Consider the following 18611-nt stretch of genomic DNA (forward strand, 5'->3'; position numbering starts at 1 on the left):
GATGATCAGTTGGCCACGGCGGCGCGACGGCGCGGCCGGATGAGGAACAGGGACAGCACCACCGCCACGTAGCCGACCCACGCGATGGCCTGCAGCACGGACGTCCGTTGCGAGTAGTTGAAGAAGCCCTTGAGCAGCGCCCCGTACCAGGAGTCCTCCGGCAGGGTGTCGCTGATGTCGAACGCCAGCGTGTTCAGCCCGGGCAGGATCGCGGCTTCCTGCAGGTCGTGGATCCCGTAGCTGAGCACGCCCGCCGCCACGAACACGAGCAGCACACCCGTGACGGTGAAGAACTTGCCGAGGTCGAACCGGATCGCCCCTTGGTACAGCAGCGCGGCGATCACGACGGCCACCAAGATCCCGGCCAGGAACCCGAGGAGCGGCTCCGTCGTTCCCCCGCCGGCAGCCTGCACGCTGGAATAGAAGAAGACCGCCGTCTCGAGCCCTTCCCGTCCAACGGACAAAAGGGACACAAGAACGATGGCGAAGGGTCCGATTTTGAGCGCTTCGTCCATTTTGCCGCGCAACTCGACGGCAATCGTCTTGGCCGCGCGCCGCATCCAGAAGATCATTCCGGTGACGAACGCGACCGCAATGATCGACATCGTCCCGCCGAACGCTTCCTGCTGCTCAAACGTCATGCCGGCAGCACTGAACGTGATGACCGCCCCGGCCGCTACGGACAGTGCCACCGCCGTCGCAACACCGACCCAAACCCACTTGAGCGCGTGCCTTCTGTCCGTCTTCACGAGGAATGCGATCAAGATGCTCACCACGAGCGCGGCCTCAAGGCCCTCACGCAGCCCGATCAGCCCATTGGCAAACAGCATCCCGACGCCTCCACAAATTAGGTCGGCCTTATTTAAGGTAAGCCTCACCTGATTGTCTAGACGCCATCAGTGCCGGTTGCGTCACGCTTCACCCCGCCACCTGCTCCAGGAAGCACGTAACCTGGGTGCAATGGTCCCGCCGCCGCCCGTCCAGGAACCCGCCCGCCGCAACCGCTCCGGCAACATCTTCGGCCGCATCGTCCTGGTGCTGCTGCTGATGGTCGTAGTAGCCGCGGGCGCCTGGGGCCTGGGCGCGCTGAACCGCAAAGGCGCGGCCCCGCTGGGCCCGCCCCCGTTCCTGGTCCCCATCCAGCAGGTGGAACCAGGCGCAGCGGCCCCGGGCAACGCAGCCTCCCCAGGAACCACCCAAACAGCCAACCCACTGGCCGAATGGGCAACCCGAGTAGCGTCGAAAACCGACATCCCGGTCCGAGCCGTACACGCCTACGCGGCAGCGGACCTGACGATGCAACAGGAGTTCCCGGCCTGCCGAATCAGCTGGGCGACCCTCGCGGGCATCGGCCGAATCGAGTCGCACCACGGCAACATCAACGGCGCCCGCCTGCAGGAGAACGGCCTACCGTCCCGCCCGATCATCGGCATCCCTCTAGACGGCGCCCCAGGCGTAAAGGCGATCAAGGACACCGACGGCGGCCGCCTGGACGGCGACACCACGTGGGACCGAGCCGTGGGCCCGATGCAGTTCATCCCGGGCACCTGGAACCGCTGGGCAAAACGAGCAGCGGGCGACGGCCTACCGGCAGACCCGCAGAACATCGACGACGCGGCCCTGACCGCAGCCCGCTACCTGTGCGGAGGCGGCGCCCGCGACCTGGGCACGGGCCAGGGCTGGTGGGCAGCCGTGCTGGCGTACAACAACTCCGTGGAGTACGGCCAGAACGTGTTCAGCGGGGCAGACGCCTACGCACGGGCAAGCGTCCCGCAGTAGCCCACGGGCAGGCTCACGCAGGGGTCCCCTTGGGTTGAGGATCCCCCGCGACCCAACTTAGCCGCGAGGTCTGACAGTCCCGCGATGCCGAAGTAGCGGGTCAGGCAGGCGGACGGGTGGCGCGAGGCCGGGCAGGCGGATGAGGATGAGGGCGGACAGCCCAAGCGCGCGGTCACGGCAAGCGCCCACTCGTCCGCGACGCCGAAGGCGAGCCGTCCTTACCGTGCGGTCTGGGTGGGGTGGCTTCGTCACGAGTCGTGCCATAGCTCTTGCTGCATCAGGGAAGGGGTGTCAAGCGGGCACGCTTTTCGCCCGCTTGACACCCCTTCCCTGATGTGGCCCGCTCTTGGTACGGCTCGTGACGAAGCCACCCCACCAACGCGCCCCTCAAAGCAACGCGCCTCCGCCCAACGCAACAGGCGTGCCATCTACCTACGCATGGCGTGGACCCCGGCTTTTGATCAGATTGGCGGGGTCTGGGGCGGAGCCCCAGGAATCAGCGCACGGCGACGCCCGCAAGGTGACCCACCTACGAACTCGAAACAGGAAGCCGCCAACGCAACCGGGGGACGACCCACAAAACCGACGCGAAGAAACAGGGGGAGGCTGAGGCCGGGCGGAAAACGGCCTCAGCCCCACCCTCAAACCCCTGCCAAGGGCGCGGAGGACGTGGCCAGTTCCTCAGCAGGGAAACCCGTTTCCTCCGAAGGAGGGACCTCAGACCGATCACAAGGAGGCTCAACAGGCGAAGCAACAGGCGAGGTGACAACAGGCGGAACAGGATCCTCAGCCCGAGGCGTGGAAGGCGGAACCTCAGCAGGCGGAGCCGTGGACCCAGGCGGCACAACCACCGGAGTCTCCACCACAGGCGGAGGCTGAACACTGGACACAGTGGACGGAACCGAAGTCGTGACCACAGGCGGCGAAGCCGCCCCAGAAGACGACGGCGAAGCCGGCTCTTCTTCTTCAGGCGACTCAGGCCCCTCAGGCGAGTCAGGCTCATTCCGCCCAGTAGCAGCAGGCTTAGCACCAGAAACCCGAACAGTCTCAGTAACCGTAGCCCCGACAACCCGAGTCTGAGTGGCAAGCCGAGCCGCCCGAACCTCCCGAGCCGCCCCCTCCACCACCACAGTCTCCGTAACGGTGGCCAGCGAATCCCCGGTCTCAAAGGGCTCAGTCCACCACTGAGAAGCAGAAGGCCGAGCAGGCGGAGGCGCGGCCAACGGCGCGTCCTCAGGCGACCCCGTCAAGGCGATCAACGCGAACATGCCGCCCAGTGCCAGGAACGGCACGACGACCACGGCCCCGAAGCACCCACGGCCACTGCGCGGCTCTTCACGGTGACTCATCTCCAGCACACCCCCGAACGGTGAGAACTGTTCCATCTGGTTGATCGTCCACATGGAACAGTCCGTCACAGTTCTTTAGTCACACGATGGGGTGTTCAGCCCAGCGGCGGCAACTCCGGAGCGTGAGCGGCAGGGGAAGATGAAAGGGTTTCCAGAGCCAACGAAACGGCCTTTTCCAGCTGCGGGTCGCGGCCGGAAACACGGTCGGACGGCGTCATGACCACCTCGATGTCCGGGTCGACACCGTAGTTCTCCACGGCCCACCCATGGCCCTTGAAGTAGGACGCGTACCTCGGTTGGGTGACCATCGTGCCGTCGACCAGCGTGTACAGCATGTCGATACCGATGACACCGCCCCAGGTACGCACCCCCACAACGGGCCCGATGCCGAGCTCCTTGATGGCCACGTTGACGATGTCGCCGTCCGATCCGGCGTACTCGTCGGCCACCGCCACCACAGGACCACGAGGCGCGTCCTGCGGATAGGACTCGGACGCCGTGTAGCCGCGGGCGACAGACCAGCCGATGACCTTGCGGCCGAGCTTCTCGATCACCAACTGCGAGGTGTGCCCGCCGCCGTTCTCACGAACGTCCAGGACAAGCGCCTCACGAGCCAGCTCGACCCGCAGATCGCGGTGCAGCTGAGCCCAGCCGGCGCCCATCATGTCCGGCACGTGCAGGTAGCCCACACGGCCACCGGACTGCGCGTGCGTGAACGCACGACGGTTGGCGACCCAGTCGTGATACCGCAGAGGTTCCTCATCAGCCAGAGGCACCACCACGACCCGACGCAGCTCGCCACCACCACCGGGACGCACGGTCAGCTCCACGGGCTTCCCAGCCGTGCCGACCAGCAACGCCCCAGGCCCGGCCAACCCGACCGGACGCCCGTCCACGGCCACAAGAGCATCACCAGCGCGCACGGCCACCCCTGGCGCGCACAAAGGCGAGCGAGCGTGCGGGTCGGACGTCTCGCCGGGGATCACGCGCTCGACGATCCAGTCAGAACCAGAACGCCGCAGATCCGCGCCCAGCAGGCCCTGCCGGCGCGAGGCGGGGACGTGCGGCGACGAACCCCAGACGTAGGCGTGCGAGGTGCCGAGTTCGCCCTGCACCTCCCACAGCAGGTCGACCAGGTCGTCGTGGCTGCCCACCTCGGCCACCAGCGGCCGGTAGCGGTCCAGTTCGCCCTGCCAGTCGACGCCGCCCATGTCGGTGCGCCAGAAGTGGTCGCGCATGAGCCGCCCGTTCTCGGCGTACATCTGCGCCCACTCCAGCGCGGGATCGACGACGACGCGCACGCGGGCGAGGTCGATCTCCACGTAGTCGGCCGAGTCCTCGTCGGCCTTGCTGTCGGACGGCACGACCCGCAGGTCACCGCGGTCCTCGACGACCATCCGCTTGCCGTCGCCGGACACCGCGAACGCGTCCGCGCTGTCCGCCAGGCACTCGGTCTTCTGCTTGGTGAAGTCGTAGCGCTCCAGCACGGTGCGCGGCGGGCGGGCGTCGGGCGACGCCAGGTTGTCCCCCAGCACGCCGAGCAACGGCCGGCGCAGCCACAGCAGACCGCCGCGAGCCGCCTTCAACGACAGGTAGTCGGCGGCGGCGACGGGCACCGGCACCACTCGGTCGGCGAGGCCTTCGAGGTCGACCTTCGTGACCGAGGCCTTCTCGTCGTCGTCCTCGGAGTCCTTGTCCTCGTCGCCGACCGGGCGGCCGCCGTGCATCGGGGCGAACGGCGACGGCGTCGTGGCGGCCAGCGGCACGAGGTGCGGGCGGCAGCCGGTCGGGAACGACAGGTCGAACACGTGCGCGTCGTAGACCGGGTCGAACGTCCGGATCGACAGGAACGCCAGGTACTTGCCGTCCTCGGTGAAGGTCGGCGCGAAGTCGGCGAACCGCAGCGGCGTCACGTCCACAACGGACAGATCCGCCGCGTTCACCATCTTGATGTGCCGCAACGGAGTCGGTCCGGGATGCGACCACGCGAGCCACGCGGAGTCCGGCGAGAAGGCGAGATGCGTGATGTGCGCGTTCGCACCGCTGACGACCTCGCGCACCTCACCGGAAGCGATGTCCACCAACAACAAACGGCCGTCGTGCGTGGCAACGGCGACGCGCGAACCGTCCGGCGCGGCGGCCAGGGACATGACGCGACCCAAAGCACCAGAGGCAAGACGGCGCGCGGTGTTGCCCGGCTCGACCCCGCCGACGGGCGCGACCTCCAGGGCCTCCTCGCCCTCGACGTCGGTCACCCACACCACGTGATCGGTCTCGCCGAGCACCTTCGGCAGCCGCGCGCGGACGTCGGAACGGTCGGCCAGCACGCGCACCGGTCCGTCGCGATGCGTCACCCAGTGCACGGAGCCGCGGACCTCGACGGCCGAGGCGCGGCCGGTGTGGTCGACGCTGAAGGACTCGATGTTGCCGGAAGCCTTGACGTGCCGGGGTTGCAGGCCGGTGCGGGGGCCGCCGAGCTTGATGTCGAGCTTGCGCAGTTCCGACAACCCGTCGAGCAGCCACAGCTCGCCCGCCTGGTGGAAGATCACCCGCGAGCCGTCGGTGGAAGCGTTGCGGGCGTAGAACTCCCCGGAGGTGTGGCGCTGCAGGTCGGTGCCGTCCGGCAGCACCGAGAACACGCTGCCGACGCCGTCGTGGTCGGAGATGAACGCGATCCGCCCGTCGACCCACATCGGGTTCGCCAGCGACGACTGCAGACCGGACAGCACCCGGACGAAGTCGCCGGACCCTTCGGTGTCCACCCAGAGCTTGCCCGCGGTGCCACCGCGGTACCGCTTCCACCACGCCGGTTCCTGCATGTAGCTGGACGACGTGACGACCTGGCCGTCCGGGCCGAACGACACGTCGTTGACCCACCCGTACGGCAGCACCTCGGCAGGTCCGCCGTCCAGCGGAACGGCGTGCGCCTGCTTGCGGTGCCGCGACATCTGACCCGTGGCGGACACGGCGAGCACTCGCCCGTCCGGCGTCCACCCGGACACGGCCGTACGGGCCACGCCCCAGTGCGTCAACCGGCGTGCGGGGCCACCGTCCACAGGAGCCACGCGCACTTCCGGGGCGCCGTCGATCCAGCTGGCCCAGGCCAACTGCGTGCCGTCGGGCGAAAACCGCGGCGTGCGCGCCGGTACCTGGTCAGCGGACGCGCGCCAGGCCCTTCCTCCGTCGACGGGCGCGAGCCACACGTCGTCCTCGGCCACGAACGTCACCAAGTCACCGCGCAGATGCGGATACCGAAGGTAAGTCACGAGATCGACGTTAGCCCACGCTCACCGTTTCAGGAGGGCAAAAAACGCCGCCAGTCCTCAGCCGCAAGAGAAACTAGACCTTCGGCCCGCGCCTTGGCCTCCGCCTCGCGAACGTTCGCGGCGAAACGGCGGCAGACCTGGCGGAGTTCCGTCTCCGGGTCCTCACCGGCGAGCTTGGACAAAGCGGTCACGGCGAACAAGGTCGTGCCCGTGTCGTCGCCCTCGGGCAGCAGGTCGACGGGGAAGCCGGCGCGTTTGGTGCGCTGCACCAGTTTCGCGGCCAGCGCGACGGCCGGCTGGCCCAGCGCGACACCGTCCACACTGGACTCGCGCTGCTTCTCGGCCTGCTTGAGCTCCTCCCAGCGGTGCTGCTGCGAGGTCGCGTCGTGCACGGCCGGGTCGTTGCCCTCGAAGACGTGCGGATGCCGTCCGACGAGCTTCGCGACCAGTTCGGACGCGACGGCGTCGATGTCGAACGGGTCCTCGGGGTCCTCGGCGGCGACGCGGGCGTGGAACAGCACCTGCAGGAGCACGTCACCGAGCTCCTCGCGCATCGACGCGCGGTCGCCGTCCTCGATCGCCTCCAGCAGTTCGAAGGTCTCCTCGACGAGGTACTGGCGCAACGAGTCGTGGTCCTGTTCGGCGTCCCACGGACATCCGCCCGGCGACCGCAGCCGGTGCATCACCGCGGCCGCGTCGAGCAGTGCGGCACCCAACGGCTCCGGCGTCGTGATCACGGTCGCGTCCGGGTACTGAGAGGCGTTGGTCGTGATCACCACCGCGCCGTCCTCCACGACGGCGGGCGCGGGACCGTCGACGCCGAGCGAGGACCAGAACTCCAGCGGCACGCCCTCGCCCGCGTAGACGGCCTTGGCCGTGCGCAACGCGGGCAGGGCGGCGGCGGGCAGTACCGCGTCGAGCCGCTCGCTCAGGACGACGACGGTGATCAAGACTTGTTCTTGGTCGAGCTCACACCGACGAAGCCGGCGCGCTCGCCGGGGTTGCCGACGATCTGCGCGTTGGTCGGGTCCCACACGCCGTAGCGGGGGTTGACCTCGATGTTCAGGTCCGCGGTGAGGAACTGCGCGATCCGCAGGCCGAAGGCGGCGAGCAGCTGCGGGTCGATGCGCTCGATCAGGTCGTCCTCGCCGGGCGTCGGCGAGACCTTGTTGCGCTCCTTGACCAGCGCGACCATCCAGCTGGACTGCTGCTCGTCGGCGGGGAAGGCGACGACGGTGCCGGGCTTCACGCCCCACAGCATCGTGTGCACCAGCGACGGGTTCTCGGTGACGCGGACCTTCTGGTTCGTCGCCGAGGCCTGCTGGCCGCTGGTGGTGCGCGGCGCTTCCTGCACGAACTTCGACATCTTCGAGGAGTCCGCGGTGACCTCGGCGGCCTTCTCCTTGGCCTCCTTCGGGTCCTGGACCTGGAAGAAGTCGATGACGACCTCGAGCGTGGAGAGGTTGCGGCGGGCGAGCTCACCCATCACCAGCACGTCGCGCTGACGGCGGTAGATCGTGGTCTCGTCCTGCTCGCTCTGCTTGGCGGCGGCCTCGGGGCCGCCCTTCTCCTTGATCGCGTCGAACACCTTGGTCTCGTCGACCGTGATGTTCTCCAGCTGACCGGCCCGCTCGGCGATCTTGTGGTTGATCTCGTCGGCCAGCACCAGCTTCGAGACCTGGTCGAGCTTGCCCTGGTCCTGCATCTGCTGGGCCGCGGGCTCCTTCTTGAGCACCTTCACGGTCCGGTCCTGGACGGTCTGCAGACCGATCGCCTGGTCCCCGACGATGGCGGCCGAGGTGGCCTTCGCGGGCCCGGTCGCGCATCCGGTGGCGAACAGCGCCACAGCCACACCGACCAGCGAGAAACGCTTCAGAACAGTGCTCACGAGGATCTACCCTCTCACGCCTTGGTGACCGGGGTCACGGGAGTCCCCACGAGTGAGTCGAGGAACGCACCGCACCAGTTCAACAGCTCCTGGTCGCGCAGCTGCGGTGCACCCATCCGGCCGCCCGCCGCTCCCTCCGTCGGCCTAGGCACGGTGACCGTCCCCATGGCCTGCTTGTAGACGGCCTTCGGGAACAGCCGCCGCAGCCTGACCAGCTGCGAGTCGAGCAGCTCGAGCTTCGCGAACCGCAGGTTCTGGCCCATCGCGATCACCTCGGTGACCCCGTGACGACGGCAGGCGTGGCGCAGGCGGGCCACGCCGAGCAGGCGCTCGACCGGTTCCGGCGGCGTGCCGTAGCGGTCCTTGAGCTCGTCCCAGACGGACGTCAGCGCGGCCTCGTCGGACGCGCCCGCGATCTTGCGGTACGCCTCCAGCCGCAGCCGCTCGCCCGGCACGTACTCGTGCGGGATGTGCGCGTCGACCGGGAGGTCGACGCGGACCTCCGCCAGGTCCTCCTCGACCTCGCCGCCGTCCGCTCCCGCGTGCTTGCGGAACGCCTCGACGGCCTCGCCGACCAGCCGGATGTAGAGGTCGAAGCCGACGCCCGCGATGTGACCGGACTGCTCGGCGCCGAGGATGTTGCCGGCGCCGCGGATCTCCAGGTCCTTCATCGCGACGGCCATGCCGGCGCCCAGCTCGGTGTTCTGCGCGATCGTCGCGAGCCGGTCGTGCGCGTGCTCGGTCAGCGGGGTCTCGGCCGGGTACAGGAAGTACGAGTACCCGCGCTCGCGGCCACGGCCGACCCGGCCGCGCAGCTGGTGCAGCTGGGCCAGGCCGAGCAGGTCGCCGCGCTCGACGATCAGGGTGTTGGCGTTGGAGATGTCCAGGCCGGTCTCGACGATCGTCGTGCAGACGAGCACGTCGTACTCGCGTTCCCAGAAACCCTGGATGAGGTGTTCGAGCTTGTCCTCGTTCATCTGGCCGTGCCCGGTCACGACCCTGGCCTCGGGCACCAGCTCGCGGATGCGCTTGGCGGCCTTCTCGATCGTCGAGACCCGGTTGTGCACGTAGAAGACCTGGCCGTCGCGCATCAGCTCGCGCCGGATGGCCGCGCCGACCTGCTTGTCGTCGTACGCACCGACGTAGGTGAGGATCGGGTGCCGTTCCTCCGGCGGGGTCAGGATCGTGGACATCTCGCGGATGCCGGCGAGCGACATCTCCAGCGTGCGCGGGATCGGCGTCGCGGACATCGTCAGCACGTCGACGTGCGTGCGCAACGCCTTGATGTGCTCCTTGTGCTCCACACCGAAGCGCTGCTCCTCGTCGACGATCACGAGGCCCAGGTCCTTGTACCGCACGGTCTTCTGCAGCAACCGGTGCGTGCCGATCACGATGTCGACCTCGCCGTCCGCGAGACCGGCGATCGTCTGCGCGGACTCCTGCGGGTCGGTGAAGCGGCTCAGTCCCTTGACGACCACCGGGAACTGGCGCATGCGTTCGGCGAACGTGTTGAGGTGCTGCTGGGCGAGCAGCGTCGTCGGCACCAGCACGACGACCTGCTTGCCGTCCTGCACCGCCTTGAACGCCGCGCGGACCGCGATCTCCGTCTTGCCGTAGCCGACGTCGCCGCAGATGACGCGGTCCATCGGCACGGACCGTTCCATGTCGGCCTTGACCTCGTCGATCGCGGCCATCTGGTCCTGCGTCTCGGTGAACGCGAACGCGTCCTCCAGCTCGCGCTGCCAGGGCGTGTCACTGGCGAAGGCGTGGCCGGGGGCGCTCTGCCGGGCCGCGTAGAGCTGCACGAGCTCGGCCGCGATCTGCTTGACCGCCTTGCGCGCCTTGGACTTCGTGTTCTTCCAGTCGCTGCCGCCGAGCTTGTTCAGCGTCGGCAGCTCACCGCCGACGTACCGGCTGACCTCGTCGAGCTGGTCGGTCGGCACGAACAGCCGGTCGCCGGGCTGGCCGCGCTTGCTGCTGGCGTACTCGAGGACCAGGTACTCGCGGGTGGCGCCGGCGACCGTCCGCTGGACCATCTCCACGTACTTGCCGATGCCGTGCTGCTCGTGCACCACGAAGTCGCCGGACCTGAGCGCCAGCGGGTCGACCGCGTTGCGCCGCTTGGACGGCATCCGGCGCATGTCCTTCGTGGACGTACCGCCGCGGCCGCCGGTCAGGTCGGTCTCGGTGAGCACCACCAGCGCGAGGTCCGGCAGCACGAACCCGTCCTCGAGCGCGCCGCGCACGACCGTGACGGTGCCCGCTTTCGGTGCCGCGTCGAGGGATTCGACGCAGACGGCCGAGACTTCGGCTTCCTTCAGCCGTTCGACGGCGCGCTGCGCGGTACCGGCGCCGGGCACGACCAGCACGGCCGCGCCACCCGTCGCCGTGTGCGCCTTGAGGTCCGCGAACGCGCGCTCGACGTCGCCCTGGTAGGCCTCGACCGGCTTGACGTCGAGGTGCACGACGTCGCTCGCGTCGGTGGTCAGCTGGCTGAGCGTCCACCACGGACGGTCGTTCGCCTTGGCGTGCTCGGAGATCTCGCCGATGCCCTGGTACCCGCTGCGGCCGAGGTCGATCGGCGCCTTGCCACCGGCGGCCGCCGCCATCCAGGACGCCTCGAGGAACTCCTGCCCGGTGCGGACCAGGTCGGCCGCGCGGGCCCGGATCTTCTCCGGGTCGTTGAGCAGGACGTGGGTGCCCTTCTCGACCACGTCCGTGAGCAGCTGCAGCTCGCCGGGGCACAGCGCCGGGATGAGCGCCTCCATGCCCTCGACCGCGATGCCGCCCGAGATCTTCTCCAGCATCTCCGCGAGGTGCGCGTCGGACCGGTGCTCCTCGGCCAGCTCGGCCGCGCGGTGCCGCACGTCGTCGGTCAGCAGCAGCTCACGGCACGGCGGCGCGACGAAGTCGGTGACCTCGACCGGCAGCGAACGCTGGTCCTGCACCGAGAACGGCCGGATCTCGCTGACCTCGTCGCCCCAGAACTCGACGCGGAACGGGTGCTCGGCGGTCGGCGGGAAGAGGTCGAGGATGCCGCCGCGGGTCGCGTACTCGCCGCGCTTCTCGACCATGTCGACGCGGGTGTAGGCGTTCTCGGCCAGGCGCGTGATCAGCTCGGCGAAGTCCTGCTCCTCGCCGACCTTCAGGTGCACGGGCTTGAGGTCGCCCAGGCCCGGCGCCATCGGCTGGATGAGGCTGCGGACCGTCGTGACGAGGACCCGCAACGGGTTGCCCTCGGGATGCTTGAGGCGGCGGAGGATCTGCAGGCGCGCACCGACCGTGTCCGCGCGCGGGCTCAGGCGTTCGTGCGGCAGCGTCTCCCAGCTGGGGAAGAACGCGACCTTGTCCGCGCCGATCAGGTCCTTGAGGACGTTCGTCAGCTCTTCGGCCTCCCTGCCCGTGGCGGTCACGGCCAGCACCGGCCGGACCGTGGACAGCGCGGCGGTGACGAGCGGGCGGGCGGCCAGCGGACCGTCCAGCTCCAGCTCGGGGACACCGGCGGAGTCGATCAACGTGCGGAGGGCTTTGTCGGGCAGGACACCATCGAGCAGGCCGAGCAGCGGCATGTGAGAAACCCCGGTCGAGTGCGGAATGGGCGCACGAACACCGAACGCCGGACAGACCCCTGCCTGGGACGAGGGGTCTCACCATCCACCTTAGCTCGTTCCGCGACCCCTTATCGGGTGGCTCGAGCGCGCCCCCAGCAGGCACGCTGTGCGCGTGTCAACGAAAGAGATCAGGGCTGACTACGACGATCAGTCCATCGTGGTCTACCAGGCCTATTCACCGGCCATCGCCGACCCGGCCGTGGCGGCGCAACGGTTCGTGCCGCCGTTCAAGGCGGAGCGGATGACGTGGATCAAGCCGTCGTTCCTCTGGATGATGTATCGCTGCGGGTACGCCCGGAAGGAGGGCCAGGAACGCGTCCTGGCCGTGCGGATCACCCGCGCGGGGTTCGATTGGGCGGTCGCCAACGCGGTCAGCAGCAGGATCAGCGGCAAGCCGTCGGTGCGCGTGCAGTGGGACCCGGAGCGCGGGCTGAACCACGAAGCGTTGGAGCACCGCTCCATCCAGATCGGACTGACGCGTGAGGCCTCGGCCATGTACGTCAACGAATGGACGTTGGGCATCACCGACGTGACGGCCCTTGCGCGCGAGATCCACGACAAGGTGCGTGCGGGAGATCTGGACGGAGCGTGCGCGTTGCTGCCCGTTGAACGGCCTTACGGAACCTCCACGGCACAAATCGCATAGTTAGGACATGCGCGCACTCGTGGCTACTGGGTTGGTGCTGGTCGTCGCGGCGTGCTCGTCGCCGGAACCTGGCGGCAACGCGCCGTCGAAGGCTCCCGCACCGGCCGGGCTCAAGGTCGAGGAGGTCGCGGGCGGCCTCCAGCACGCCTGGGACGTCGGGTTCCTGCCCGGCGGCTCCGTGCTCGTCACCGAACGGCCCGGCACCATGAAGCTCGTCAGGAACGGCCAGGTCACGCCCGTCGACATCGACCTCGACGACATCCAGGTGCGCGGCGAGGGCGGGCTGATGGGCCTGGTGATCCACCCCGACGACCAGCGCTTCACCGTTTGCTACAACACGTCCAAGGACGTGCGACTGGTGACGTTCCGGCTCGACGACGCCAAGGCCACGAAGGTCAAGGACCTGGTCACCGGCATGCCGTCGAACTCCAGCGGACGCCACTCCGGCTGCCGGCCGACGCTGGCGCCGGACGGCTCGATGTTCGTCGCGACCGGCGACATCGCGCAGGCCCGCAACCCGCAGGACAAGACCAGTCTCGGCGGCAAGGTGCTGCGGATCGACCCGGAGACGGGCGAGGGCGCGGCCGGCAACCCGTTCATCACCTCGGCGAACGCCAACGAGCGCCGCGTCTACACCTACGGGCACCGCAACGTGCAGGGCGTGGTGTTCCGGCCGGGCGGCGACCAGATCTTCTCCAGCGAGCACGGACCGGACGTCGACGACGAGGTCAACCTGCTGCGGAAGGGCGCCAACTTCGGCTGGGACCCGTCCAAGGGCGGCACGCAGAACAGGTACGACGAGAGCGTGCCGATGACCGACCTGCAACGGTTCCCGGACGCGGTGCCCGCGGTGTGGTCTTCCGGGTCGCCGACCGAGGCGATCTGCCAGGCGGCGTTCTGGAACGGCAAGCTCGCGATCACCGCGCTCAAGGGCTCGAAGCTGCTGCTCTTCACGCTCGACGCCGCCGGCAAGGTGCAGAACGTGAGCATCCCCGACGAGCTGAACGACAAGTACGGCCGCCTGCGCGCCGCCCGCACCGCGCCGGACGGGTCGCTCTACCTCACGTCGTCGAACGGCACTGACGACAAGCTGCTCAGGCTCACCGGGACCGCATAGGGAACAACTCGCCCGAGCCGTTCGACCCCTCGACGAACGGCTCGGACGCAGGCTCCACTGGGAACCATCGCTCAGCCGTACCCGGACCGTTTCACGTTTCGCCCCTTATTAGGCGCCATGCACTAACGCGGGGCCACTCATGCGTGCAGATGCACTAAGAGCAGCAGCTCAGGAACGGCTGCGCAGCTTCGGCTTGTGCTCCATCGCGGACAGCCCGTTCCACGCGAGGTTGACCAGGTGCGCCGCCACCTCGTCCTTCTTGGGCTTGCGCGCCTCCAGCCACCACTGGCCGGTCAGCGCGACCATCCCGACCAGCGCCTGCGCGTACAGCGCGGCGAGCTTGCGGTCGTAGCCCTGCTTGGCGAAGTGCAGCCCGAGGACGTGCTCGACCTGCGACGCGATGTCGTTGAGCAGCGACGAGAACGTGCCGGAGGACGACGCGACGGGCGAGTCGCGCACCAGGATGCGGAACCCGTCCGTCGAGCCCTCGATGTAGTCGAGCAACGCGCAGGCGGCCTGTTCGAGCAGCTCACGCGGGTGCGAGCCGCCGTCGAGGGCCGTGATGATCTGGTCCATCAGGCGCTGCATCTCGCGGTCGACGACGACGGCGTAGATGCCTTCCTTGCCGCCGAAGTGCTCGTAGACGACGGGCTTCGACACGCTGGCGCGGAGGGCGATCTCCTCGATCGACGTCGCGTCGAAGCCCTTCTCGGCGAACAGGGCGCGGGAGACGTCCAGGAGCTGCTCTCGGCGTTCCTTGCCCGTCATCCTGACCCTGACCATGCGAATCAGCCTACGAGGCTCACTTCTTCGCGGTGATCCTGGCCAGCCGCTGTTCACTCGGCCAGCGCACGTTCGTCGCCCAGCCGAGTTTCTCGAACACCCAGATCAGGCGGGCCGAGATGTCGATCTGGCCGCGCTTCACGCCGTGCCGCGCGGAGGTCGGGTCGGCGTGGTGCAGGTTGTGCCACGACTCGCCGAAGCTCAGGATCGCGAGCGCCCAGACGTTGGCGGAGCGGTCGCGGGCGGCGAACGGGCGGTCGCCGACCATGTGGCAGATCGAGTTGATCGACCACGTCAGGTGGTGCAGGAACGCGACGCGGACGAAGCCGCCCCAGAAGAGCGCGGTCACGCCACCCCAGACCGACCACGTGAGCAGGCCGCCCAGCACCCCCGGCGTCGCCAGCGAGATCGTCGTCCACAGCACGAAGTGCCTGTCGACCCACACGATGTCCTTGTCGGCCAGCAGGTCCGGGGCGAAGCGCGCGTGGTTGGTCTTGTCGCGTTCGAACAACCAGCCCATGTGCGCGTGCCAGAAGCCCTTGGCCAGCGCCACGGGGCCGCTGCCGAACAGCCACGGCGAGTGCGGGTCGCCCTCGCGGTCGGAGAAGGCGTGGTGGCGGCGGTGGTCGGCGACCCAGTCGATCACCGGGCCCTGCAACGCCATCGAGCCGGCGATCGCGAGCGCGATCTTCAGCGGGCGCTTGGCCTTGAACGAGCCGTGCGTGAAGTACCGGTGGTAGCCGATCGTCACGCCGAGGCCGGAGAGGTAGTAGAAGCCGACGAAGAGGGCCACGTCGACCCAGCCGAGGCCCCAGCCCCACGCGAACGGGACGGCGGCCAGCAGGGCGATGAGGGGAACGATGACGAACACGTACACGCCGAACTGCTCGGCGTTGCTCCGTCGTTTTCCGAACAGCGGCTTGGGGCCCTGGTCCGTGGACTGGTTGATCGTCGTCGTCATGCGCGAACCTCTGGGGGTGAGAGGGCGGACGTACCTACGCGACCGTAACTTACGGAAGCGTAGGTTAGGGCCCCCTGCTTTCGCCATACCCCGCTTGGAAAAGTCTCGGACAGTTCTCAGGATCAGCACGCTGTGTCGCCTGGAATCGAGACCTCGACCCGGCATCATCGGAAGATGGCCAGACGCAAGATCATCCGGATCGCCGTGACCTCGTTGCTCGTCGTGCTCGTGCTGGTCACAGCGGCTCTGGGCGTCGTCGGCTGGTACTACAGCGGTGAGCTGCTCATACCCGACAGGTGGGCGGGGCGGTACCCGGACACGGCGCTGGGCGAGGACGACAGGTCCGTCGTGCTGGCCGAGTCGGTGTCGAGCGTGCAGCCGGGCACCCTCGGCCTGATCTGGCCAGGCGGCCAGGCCAAGATCGGCGAGATCACGAGCCAGAAGAACGGGCGCGTCGAACGGCCGTTGCTGGACGGCAACGCGCCCCCGGACGGCACGAAGGTGCGCATCGAGACCGCCCTCTACGAGGGCAACCCGAAGACCGCGCTCGGACTGGTCTACAGCGACGTCGCGGTGCCCACCGAACTCGGCGACATGCCGGCGTGGCTGGTGCCCGCCGCGAACAACGACACCTGGGTCATCAACGTCCACGGACGGGGCGCGAAGCGCGAGGAGGGCCTGCGCGTGGTCCCCCAGTTGCACGCCGCCGGCCTGCCCGTCCTGATGATCACCTACCGCAACGACGAGGGCTCTCCCGCGTCCCCCGACGGCCTCTACCACCTGGGCGACACCGAGTGGCACGACGTCGAGGCCGCCATCAGGTACGCGCAGGGGCAGGGCGCGAAGAAGGTCGTCCTGTACGGCTGGTCGATGGGCGGCGCGATCGTCGGCCAGACGCTGGCCCGGTCCGGTCTCGCGGCGGCCGTCAGCGGCGTGGTGCTCGACTCCCCCGTCACGAACTGGACGCAGACGCTGAACCTCCAGGCCCAGAACCGGGGCGTGCCGACGTGGCTCACGCCCGTGGCCGAGCTGGTGTCCGGCTGGCGCGCCGACATCGACTTCGACCGGTTCGACCTGGTCCGCAACCCGCCCGCGCTCAAGCCGCCGACGCTGCTGTTCCACGGCTCCGCGGACGAGACGGTGCCGGCCCAGTCCTCCCGCGACCTGGCGACGGCGGCGAGCGGGCTCGGCTGGCCGCTGCAGTACGTCGAGATCCCTGGCGCCGACCACACGTCGGGGTGGAATGTGGCGACGGACACGTATCGGGGTGCTCTCGGCGACTTTCTGACCAGGTCAGTCGGCGCCAAGCCGTGATCTTGAACTGAGCCGAGCGAGTGGTGGTTGGACAAGAAGAGGACCACTCGTGACAACATGTGCCCTGAGCGGACGCGAGTTCGCTCATTCCGCCATGGTGTAAAGGCAGCACCTCTGATTTTGGTTCAGATGGTCCAGGTTCGAATCCTGGTGGCGGAGCTGGGCACGAGTCAGTGTGGTCTTTGGGAGGTGCGAAGCTGCCCGAGGAAACGGTCGACGAGCAGGGCAACGTGGGCCACCGCCATCACGAGATGTCCGACGCGTGGCTGGTTGGTCGCGCGTCCGAACTCGTCGCCGTGGCCCAGAGCAGCCACCTCGCCGCACAGCTCGACGCGGCCTCCGAGATCGACCACATCCTCGCCGAGGCGCAGGGTCGTGGTGAGCCCCGCATCGTCGCGCAGCTGCTCAGAGCCGCCGCCGTGGTCAGGCTGGTCACGCCGGGGCTCGTCGACATGTCCGACCCGCAGCTCGACGAGATGCTCGCCCACTGCCGCCGCCACGGCCTGATCGTGCTGGAGGCGGACGCGCGGGCGTTGCGCGGCCGCCGGTTCCTGCTGGGCAACGCCGAGGACAAGGCGCTGACCGAGATCGCGTCGGCGCTCGCGATGATGCTCGACGAGGAACCCGAGGTCGACCCGGTCTTCGACAAGCGGATCTGGGACCAGCTGCTCGCCACGACGCTGCAGGACATCGCGCTCGTGCTGACCCAGCTCGGCGTCTACGAGATGGCGGACGACGTGCTGGCGGGCGCGAACAACGCGTTGCGCGAGAGCGGCCAGCCGCACCAGATCTACGTGCACCTGGTGAACCGCGCCCGGCTGCGGATCGGCTGGGGCCTGCGGCTCGAACGGGTGAACCTGCACGACGCCGCGCACGAGCAGTTCAAGGTCGCCTCCGGGCTCGCCGAGGCCGCCGAGGTGCCGTTCCGGCAGTCGCTGCACCCCGGCAGGCGCGACATGGACGCCGCCGAGCAGGTGCCGATCCTCGGTGCCGCCCACGCGCTCACGAACCCCAAGGAAGGCCACCTCGACCGGCTGTGGTCGTTGCGCGGCCTGTCGATGTACGCGCGGGAACTGATCATCGTCGCGATCGCGCTGGCCCGGTGCCTGGTCGAGGCGAACCGGCTCGACGACGCCCTCAAGGTGCTCGACGACACGCGCACGCAGATGGAACACGACACGTCCGAACCGTCGCTGGTGCTGTCGCTGGAGCGCGAGTACGCGCACATGTGCGGACCGCACACGACGTCGGCGTTGCAGGCCTACAACGCGGCCCTGGAGCTGGAGTTGTGGCAGATGCGGGAGTCCCGCGTGGCCACGTTGCAGACGCGCCGTGAGCACGAACGGCTGACGCGCGCGCACGGTCAGATAGCGCAGCAGGCGTTGCAGGACCCGTTGACCGGACTGCCGAACCGCCGCGCGCTCGACGACAAGATGGGCGAGCTCATCGCCGGTCAGGTCGATCCGTTCTCGATCGCGCTGGTCGACCTCGACGGCTTCAAGGGCGTGAACGACCGGCATTCACATGCCGAGGGTGATGATGTTCTTCGGGTGATTGCCAGCACACTCCGGCAGGCCCTGCGGGGTGACGACATGGTGGCCCGCTACGGCGGCGACGAGTTCGTCGTGCTGCTGCCGGGGGCCCCTCTGCACGCCGCGGAAGCGGCACTCGGCCGGGCCGTGGATGCCGTGGCAGGCTTGCCAATCGACCTCTCCCGGGGCGTGACGCTGTCGGTCGGCGTCATCTCGCTGCGCCCCCGCGAATCCGCCAACCAGGCCCTGTCAAGGGCGGACTCGGCGATGTACGTGGCGAAGCGTCAAGGTGGCTGCCAGGTTGCGGCCGTGGCCGGGGAGCCGTCCGCGGAGGCTTAGGCTGGTCCGCGGACTTCGAAACACCC

General features: G+C 68.8%; 12 protein-coding genes and 1 tRNA gene. 6 read left to right on the top strand and 7 right to left on the bottom strand.

Annotation, left to right across the window (positions count from 1 at the left end; all coding sequences use genetic code 11):
* Positions 1-5: 5 nt before the first annotated feature.
* Complete coding sequence (gene efeU, locus ACH413_RS23500) at positions 6-830, bottom strand: iron uptake transporter permease EfeU (protein WP_360038171.1); 825 nt, start codon at positions 828-830, stop codon at positions 6-8.
* 130 nt (positions 831-960) lie between these two features.
* Here efeU and ACH413_RS23505 point away from each other — a divergent pair, with 130 nt between their 5' ends.
* Complete coding sequence (locus ACH413_RS23505) at positions 961-1779, top strand: lytic murein transglycosylase (RefSeq protein WP_360038174.1); 819 nt, start codon at positions 961-963, stop codon at positions 1777-1779.
* A 1444-nt stretch (positions 1780-3223) separates the two neighbouring features.
* Here ACH413_RS23505 and ACH413_RS23510 read toward each other — a convergent pair.
* Genes ACH413_RS23510 through mfd form a run of 4 tightly spaced genes read right to left on the bottom strand, consistent with a single transcriptional unit; the run spans position 3224 to position 11851 of the window.
* Positions 3224-6394 carry a S41 family peptidase gene (locus ACH413_RS23510; protein WP_360045444.1) on the bottom strand — a complete coding sequence of 1057 codons (3171 nt, stop codon included), beginning with the start codon at positions 6392-6394 and terminating at the stop codon, positions 3224-3226.
* 29 nt (positions 6395-6423) lie between these two features.
* A complete protein-coding gene (locus tag ACH413_RS23515) occupies positions 6424-7344 on the bottom strand; it encodes a MazG family protein (protein ID WP_360045446.1) in 921 nt (306 codons plus the stop codon).
* Positions 7341-8282 (bottom strand): hypothetical protein, encoded by a 942-nt coding sequence (locus ACH413_RS23520; RefSeq protein WP_360045448.1) that lies wholly within the window; start codon positions 8280-8282, stop codon positions 7341-7343. Before ACH413_RS23520 ends, ACH413_RS23515 begins: the two co-directional genes overlap by 4 nt.
* Positions 8283-8296: 14 nt before the next feature.
* Positions 8297-11851, bottom strand: coding sequence for a transcription-repair coupling factor (gene mfd, locus ACH413_RS23525; RefSeq protein WP_360045450.1), 3555 nt, complete (start codon positions 11849-11851; stop codon positions 8297-8299).
* A gap of 154 nt (positions 11852-12005) precedes the next feature.
* Here mfd and ACH413_RS23530 point away from each other — a divergent pair, with 154 nt between their 5' ends.
* Entirely contained in the window at positions 12006-12539 is a 534-nt protein-coding gene (locus ACH413_RS23530; protein WP_360045452.1) for a DUF4291 domain-containing protein, read from the top strand.
* Between the two features lie 7 nt (positions 12540-12546).
* Positions 12547-13656 (top strand): PQQ-dependent sugar dehydrogenase, encoded by a 1110-nt coding sequence (locus ACH413_RS23535; protein WP_360045454.1) that lies wholly within the window; start codon positions 12547-12549, stop codon positions 13654-13656.
* A gap of 168 nt (positions 13657-13824) precedes the next feature.
* Here ACH413_RS23535 and ACH413_RS23540 read toward each other — a convergent pair whose 3' ends face one another.
* Complete coding sequence (locus ACH413_RS23540; protein ID WP_360045479.1) at positions 13825-14424, bottom strand: TetR/AcrR family transcriptional regulator; 600 nt, start codon at positions 14422-14424, stop codon at positions 13825-13827.
* A 34-nt stretch (positions 14425-14458) separates the two neighbouring features.
* Positions 14459-15400, bottom strand: coding sequence for an acyl-CoA desaturase (locus ACH413_RS23545; protein WP_360045456.1), 942 nt, complete (start codon positions 15398-15400; stop codon positions 14459-14461).
* 174 nt (positions 15401-15574) lie between these two features.
* Between ACH413_RS23545 and ACH413_RS23550 the strand changes: the two genes are divergently transcribed.
* From ACH413_RS23550 to ACH413_RS23560, 3 genes are all read left to right on the top strand, one after another.
* Positions 15575-16714 (top strand): alpha/beta fold hydrolase, encoded by a 1140-nt coding sequence (locus ACH413_RS23550; protein ID WP_360045458.1) that lies wholly within the window; start codon positions 15575-15577, stop codon positions 16712-16714.
* An 88-nt stretch (positions 16715-16802) separates the two neighbouring features.
* Positions 16803-16873, top strand: a tRNA-Gln gene (locus tag ACH413_RS23555).
* Positions 16874-16896: 23 nt separating this feature from the next.
* Positions 16897-18585: a GGDEF domain-containing protein gene (locus ACH413_RS23560; RefSeq protein WP_360045460.1), complete on the top strand. Its 1689-nt coding sequence runs from the start codon at positions 16897-16899 to the stop codon at positions 18583-18585.
* Positions 18586-18611 lie beyond the last annotated feature (26 nt).

It is taken from the genome of Lentzea sp. NPDC020367, from assembly GCF_044387305.1.
Lineage (GTDB): Bacteria > Actinomycetota > Actinomycetes > Mycobacteriales > Pseudonocardiaceae > Lentzea.